This window comes from Porcipelethomonas sp., assembly GCF_051893655.1.
In the GTDB taxonomy this organism is placed as follows: Bacteria; Bacillota; Clostridia; order Oscillospirales; family Ruminococcaceae; genus Porcipelethomonas.
In genome coordinates, this window is sequence record NZ_JBJFHN010000136.1 from 1 (window position 1) to 6,223 (window position 6,223).

The 6,223-nt window shown below is 35.8% G+C and carries 4 protein-coding genes; 3 read left to right on the top strand and 1 reads right to left on the bottom strand.

Features of this window, described 5'->3' with window-relative positions; translation table 11 throughout:
* Positions 1–352: 352 nt before the first annotated feature.
* The 3 genes from spo0A (at position 353) to ACI4WO_RS08415 (ending at position 5,447) form a co-directional block, all read left to right on the top strand.
* On the top strand, positions 353–1,120 hold the full coding sequence (gene spo0A, locus ACI4WO_RS08405) for a sporulation transcription factor Spo0A (RefSeq protein WP_439807112.1): 768 nt from the start codon (positions 353–355) through the stop codon (positions 1,118–1,120).
* Between the two features lie 79 nt (positions 1,121–1,199).
* Positions 1,200–1,703 (top strand): flavin reductase, encoded by a 504-nt coding sequence (locus ACI4WO_RS08410; protein ID WP_439807113.1) that lies wholly within the window; start codon positions 1,200–1,202, stop codon positions 1,701–1,703.
* Between the two features lie 135 nt (positions 1,704–1,838).
* The gene (locus ACI4WO_RS08415) at positions 1,839–5,447 is read left to right on the top strand and encodes a S8 family serine peptidase (protein WP_439807114.1); all 3,609 of its coding nucleotides are present in this window, start codon (positions 1,839–1,841) and stop codon (positions 5,445–5,447) included.
* A 50-nt stretch (positions 5,448–5,497) separates the two neighbouring features.
* Here ACI4WO_RS08415 and ACI4WO_RS08420 read toward each other — a convergent pair.
* On the bottom strand, positions 5,498–6,223 hold a 726-nt coding region (locus ACI4WO_RS08420; protein ID WP_439807115.1), incomplete at its 5' end, for a hypothetical protein.

Genomic DNA, 6,223 nt, shown 5'->3' on the forward strand with positions numbered 1-6,223 from the left:
AGCTGTCACTTTTTCCTTTATAATAAACTTCACTGACGTCTTCCGGAGAATTATGAGTAAGCATAAGTATGCTATAAGCGGTAAAATAAAAAATACGGAAATATGAAAAGGAAAAATGAAAAAATATACCGTTCATAAAAATTTTGAAATTTTAAATTTATTGCTGTAATAAACAGAGGAGGATTACTGGATTTGTTTCAGTTTTGTCATTCCGGATTGTCGAATTAATAAATTGGTAACATCTTTTTTACAAATAGCTGCAAATTTTGATATAAACATTTAATAATTGCTATTGCTTTATTAAATTTAATGTGTTAATATAAAGAAGTAGAAAAAAACAGGAGGTAGAACAATGGTTAATAAAATTAAGGTGTTAATAGGAGACGACAGCGTTGAATATGGTATTACATGCGCAAGCACTCTGAGGAGTATGGGAATGTATGCCGTAACAAGACCAAAGGACGGAGGGGTATTGTTTGAAACTATAAAGAATGACAGTCCCGACGTAGTTATCGTAGACGCTATTCTTCCGCACATGGACGCCATAGAACTCATTAAGAAAGTTCAGGCACTCGGCGGCAAGAAACCTGAGTTTATTGTTACATCCTCTTATGACAATCCGTTTATTGAAAGACAGGTCATGCAAAACGGAGCGGCATACTTTATGCTTAAGCCATTTGATGTTAATGCACTGGGCGACAGAATTCTTTCACTTATCCACGGAACAGGAACTGAGTCTAAAGAAGATAACGGTCAGGACATGGAGGTTATAGTGACAGAGGTTATTCATCAGCTTGGCGTACCGGCACATATCAAAGGCTATCATTACTTAAGAGAAGCTATACTTGCATCTTTAGAAGACAAGGAACTTCTGGAAAGCGTTACTAAAATGCTTTACCCTACTGTTGCGAAAAAATTTGATACAACCTCATCAAGAGTAGAAAGAGCTATCAGACATGCTATAGAAATAGCATGGGACAGAGGAAACCTGGATACTCTGAATTCATTTTTCGGTTATACAGTAAATACCTGCAAAGGCAAACCCACAAATTCAGAATTTATAGCACTGATTACAGATAAACTGCGTCTTCAGTATAAACCCGTGCTTAAAAGAGCCTGACCACTTGTAATATTTCTTCTTTTGTGATAATATGTTATTGTGTACAGTTGATTTTATTATCTGAAGGGAAGAACGTTTTATGAATTTTGAAAAGCAAAACATTTATGAACTGGAATTTAATCCGTTTAAGCTTATCGGCAAGGACTGGTTTCTTCTTACCAGCGGTAATCTGAATGAATATAACACCATGACAGCATCATGGGGACAAATGGGCGTTTTATGGAACGCTCCGGTATTCACAACTGTTGTAAGACCAAGTAGAAAAACTTTTGAACTTATGGAAAAGAATGAATATTTTACCGTTTCATTTTTTGATGAAAAGTACAGAAAAGCATTAAGCTTCTGCGGATCACATTCCGGCAGGGATTATGACAAGGCTCAGGAAACCGGTCTTACTCCTGCAGAATTTGACGGGAATACTGCTTTTGAAGAAGCAAATCTTATTTTAGTATGCAGAAAACTTTATACGCAGAATATGGAAACTGACAGTTTTCTTGATAAAAGCCTTCTTAAATTTTACGAAAGCGATCCGCTTCATAAAGCATTTACTGGAGAAATTGTCAGCGTATATAAGAAAATATAATCAAATATTAATAAAGGGTGCTTTTTGCAAGGTTAAAAAGCACCCTTTTATTTTTTTGCCTTTGATTGACTATCATAGAAAAATAAGGTATAATATTCACATAAGAGATAATACTAATCATAAATGGAGGAAGCAATGAAAAAATTAATATCGCTGATTACATCAGCAGCATTGTCTGTTTCTGTTATAGTTTCATCAGGCTCTCAGGCAATGGCATCATATCTGTATTCTGAAAGCATTGACAATGAGCAGTACAGATGCATAGTCAGACTCACAGAAGACCCTATTTCAAAAAATGAAACTGCCAAAGAAATGGGGGTTTCAGAATTTATACTTACCGATGAGGGAAAAGAAGAATATGCCTCAATAATGGAAGAACATGAATTTGTTCAGGAACAGCTTTCCAGTTTTCTTGGCAAGGCAATCACACCAGAATATGAATATACGGCTGCATTAAACGGCTTTAGTTTTAATATCAGCTATAGTGATTTTAAAAAAGTCAAAAACAGCAAAGAAACTTTGGGAATATCAGATATATGTTTAACAGCCCCTATCCAGGATAATGAATACACATCAGAAACCGAAGCCGAAAACACATCCGAAAGCAATACATATTCCTATGAAAGTATTACAGATAAGGTAATGGAAGCTGTCGGAGTAAACGATACCGGATATTCAGGCGATGGTATGGTCATTGCCATAATAGACGATTCCTTTGATTTAAGGCATGAATTTTTAACCATGCCTGAAGGTGTTTCAGGAAAAATATCACGTGAAGATGTTAAGGCAATTTCTCCGTATACATCTGCTTCAAGTGTCGGCGGAAAGGGATTTTACTACAGTGAAAAAATTCCGTTTGCATTCAATTATTATTCAAAGGTAAACGATACACTTAAAGACTACGCCTTTCACGGAACTCATGTTGCCGGTATTGCTGCCGGAAATCCGGACGCTGTAACAAATACATCATACAATCCAAGAGGAATTGCACCAAACGCTCAGCTAGCTTTAATGTCAGTATATGATCTGGAAGACAGTAAACTTCTTGCCGCATATGATGACTGTCTCTATATTGGTGCAGATGTTATAAATGCAAGCTATGGTCAAGGCGGTGTGACATTATATAACGATACAACTATATTTGAAAAGGAAGCAATTAATAATATTACTGATACGGGAACTGTTTTCTGTGCAGCTGCCGGAAATGACGGAAAATCTGAATTTAATTCAATGGATTATAGTTCAGGCGGATGTCCTGACAATATTACAAGTACATTGTCAGTTGGTTCAGCAGAGAACTTTTTTACCTTGTCAAATTTTATAACAGTAAATGAAAATTCCTATGAAATACTTCCAGGAACCATTAACATTTCAGAAGAATTTAACGGAAAAACTATGGAATATGTTGCTGTTCCCGGATTAGGTGAAGAATCAGATTACGAAAATATTGATGTTGAAGGCAAAATTGCTCTGGTGGCAAGAGGAAAAATCACCTTTGACGAAAAGGCAATGAATGCGTTTATAGCAGGTGCTGAAGGAATAATTTTCTATAATACTGCCGAAAGCAGCGAACTGACTATTTCATGCGAATCACTTCCTTCAGGGCTTATATCATATGACAATGGCATGAAAATGATTGATGAAAATAAAAAAGTCGTTTCTTTCAGTAATAAAAATCAGATATCATTAAAATACAGCAAGGAAGTAATGAGCAGTTTCTCTTCATGGGATTATACAGAAACTCTCATTTTAAAACCTGATATTACCGGATTCGGAGGAAATATTTTATCCTCTTATCCAAACGATAAAAATACAAGTTCAAATAGCGTTCACAATAAATATAAAACCCTTTCCGGTACTTCAATGTCTGCTCCGCAGCTAACAGGAATAAATGCTTTGCTTAAACAGTATCTGAAAGAAAATATGGAACGTTACGGAATAACATCTGAAGCAGACTACACTGAGCTTATGGCAAAACTTCTTATGTCTACTGCAACTCCCATATACACAAGCGACGGACTTGAACTGGCTTCTCCGAGAGTACAGGGAAATGGTCTTGCCAATATTGCAGATGCAATTAATACCCCTTGCTATATTTCGTCTGAAAGTGAGACTGATAATTACCGTCCGAAAATTTCATTAGGTGAAGATAAATCTGGAAACTATACTCTTCAGTTTAATATACACAATGTCAGTGATACCGCTCAGACATATCACTTAAATGAAGCAGTATTCTGCGATTCTACTACTGACGGTACTCTTAACTGGAATACGCAGCGTCTTATTAAAGACGAGGATTACAATATAAAATTCATGGATCCGAATTATGGAGCAGAAATCCAGGATATCACAGTTGAACCCGGAAGTACGGCTGCTTTAACAGCTCAAATCATCATTACCGGAAAATACGACAAGATTTTTGAAGAATTTAAAAACGGTACATTTATTGACGGCTATATCACTCTTACCGGAGAATCTGTTCCGGATCTTACCTTGTCATTCATGACTTTCTGCGGAGACTGGTCTGAAAACAATAAAGCGTCTTTATTTGAACCATTTATATACAAAAATCCAGACAACGAATATGGTTCATATCTTTCAGATTTAACAAATATGGCAGGAATGAATATACTGAGCTATATTGACGCATTTATGAACGGAGAAGAATCTGATGTAAACCAATTTGTTTCACATCCATATTTTTCTCCTCTTACCGAATCAGATTCAGACATGGATGATGTGGCATTTAACATACTTGCCTTAAATATGTATGTGAAAAGACGCTGTTATGATATAACTGTTGAAATATACAATACAGACGAACAGGGTATAGACGATAAATTGGTATATAAGGAAGTGCTTGGAAGCGGGAACACATGGAAAGATTCAAATGGATATCTGGCAGAAAATAATTATGAAATTGAATGGGATTTCCGTGATGTAGACGGAGAAATTCATAACAATGAAACATATAACATCTGGATAAAGGCAAAAACTCCGCTTTCAGATTCTTATTCTTTGTCACCTATAACCCAGAGCTTTACTATTGATATAGAAAAGCCGGTAATAGAGTCATGCGGTATTATCAATATCGGCGAAGAAAAATATCTTATGATAAATGCATCAGATAACGGAGAACTTCAGGGAGCAATTTCATTCTCAGATGACGAGGAATTGTATGACCTTACCGGAGCAAAAAATGAAAAAGCATCTGAATCCCTTCTTGTAGGAATCCCTGAAGATAATTCAAACGGCTATATAGAAGTTTATGATATGGCAGGCAACTATGAAACAATATATTTCAGCGATATCAGCGCAAATGAAATTACACTGAACGCCAAATCAGATCTGTATTTTACATCAGATGAAAAAACCTTTAAAGATAAATTCTACTTTACTGACGAATCAGGACAAACAGTGAAAGTAAATTTTGACTTTTCAAGCGACCCACAAACTGTTTATGACGAAGAACTTGGCTATACAACACTTCTGATAAACGGCGATGATACTGCCGATATACCGGTAGAAGTAGGTCTGAGAGGAGACGCTAATCTGTCCGGAAAAGTAGATGTAAGAGATGCATCATATATTGCTGCAATGATGGCTAATAAAAAGAGCAGTAACTATACAGAATTTATGGAATCCCTCGCAGGCTACTGCGGAGATTATAATAAAGACGGAGTTACAAATGTCCGTGATGCAGCAGCAATAGCTGCATATCTCGCATCAAGATACCAGCATTAATTATGAAAAAAAAATCCTGACGCTTTTAAATTGCGTCAGGATTTTTTTATTTATTCACTGTCTGATGATGAATCAGCTGAAACAGGTTCAGCTTCTATGGAAACCTTCTGAAGCCCTACTGCCCATACTTTATCATAATTCGGGAAACTTATTGTAGCGTCCGCAGTAAAATTACTGCTCTGAATAGTATATTTCAGCAGATCAACAGAAACCATAATATCCTTTTCGGTGATTTCCGCAATATCGTCTTCCGGACCGATAATATCAAATACAAGACCGTAGGAATTAACCGTACAGTTATAATCGGACGGTGCATTCAGAATAGATATATCATTTACCGTAACCGTTTTCTTTGCAAGTCCGTCAGTATTCAGTTTAACTGTTACAGAAGAAATATTTGAAAGATCCTTGTAATTTTCAGGTATTTCAATAGGGAACGCTTTATTGAAATCCCAGTCAATGTCATATAAAGGAATCGAACCAATATTCCATTTATCTATTTTTTCAAGATCAGTATTCGGAGAAGCAAGATTTATCGAATCAACATTCAGCTCAAGACCCAGTGAATCAACATCAAAGTTTGCCGGAGCATATCTTATGTCATAGCTTAAATCAAGCTTTTTCTGCATATAAACAGGAATATCAATGGTAAAATCATCTGTATCAAAAGAAATGTTTTTGGTATCAATTTTAGAATCATTTTTATCATAAAGAACAATTTCTGAACTATGGAATGTATATGCTGTATCCAGTTCCTGTTCATTGCTGACAACAAC